This is a genomic window from Thalassotalea sp. G20_0, from assembly GCF_017744175.1.
Taxonomy (GTDB): Bacteria; Pseudomonadota; Gammaproteobacteria; order Pseudomonadales; family Endozoicomonadaceae; genus Endozoicomonas.
Map to the genome: position 1 here is coordinate 1 of NZ_JAGHQV010000545.1, position 511 is coordinate 511.

The 511-nt window shown below is 54.8% G+C and carries 1 protein-coding gene; it reads right to left on the reverse strand.

Annotated features, from left to right (window positions below; genetic code table 11):
• The coding region (locus tag J7438_RS27480) for an MFS transporter (RefSeq protein WP_209279175.1) at positions 1 to 511 on the reverse strand (511 nt) is incomplete at both ends.

Genomic DNA, 511 nt, shown 5'->3' on the forward strand with positions numbered 1-511 from the left:
ACGGCAAACAGGCCAAAACCATACAAACAGCACAGGATTAAAGAGGCCCGATCAAATGGCACCTTTTCGCTGAGGTCAGTCTCAGAACCACCTCCACAGGTTACATCATGCAACCTGGCATCACTGACGGAGACCGGCGGCGTGCTTTTTACAAAGAGGGCGATCAGGGCAGCAAGTACAGCACCAAAAATGGCGGCGGCCTGCATGGCACCCTGCCACCCATAGGCTTCCATAAGATTCGGCAGTATCAGTGGACCAAGCCCGCCACCGGCCAGCCCAAAAGCTTCAATAGCCCCCGCAAGGGTTGGAAAATAACGCTCCGGAAACCAGCGACTGGCCAGATTCATGCACACCACAATCACCGGGGAGGTCATCACGCCCATAAATGCCCGGGATGCGCTGGCTGACAACATGGTTTCAGAAACACTGAACCAGTAACAGCCAACAGCCATCAATACACAGCAAACCACCAGTAATAGCCGGGCATTGCAGCGATCTGCCAGGTAGCCTC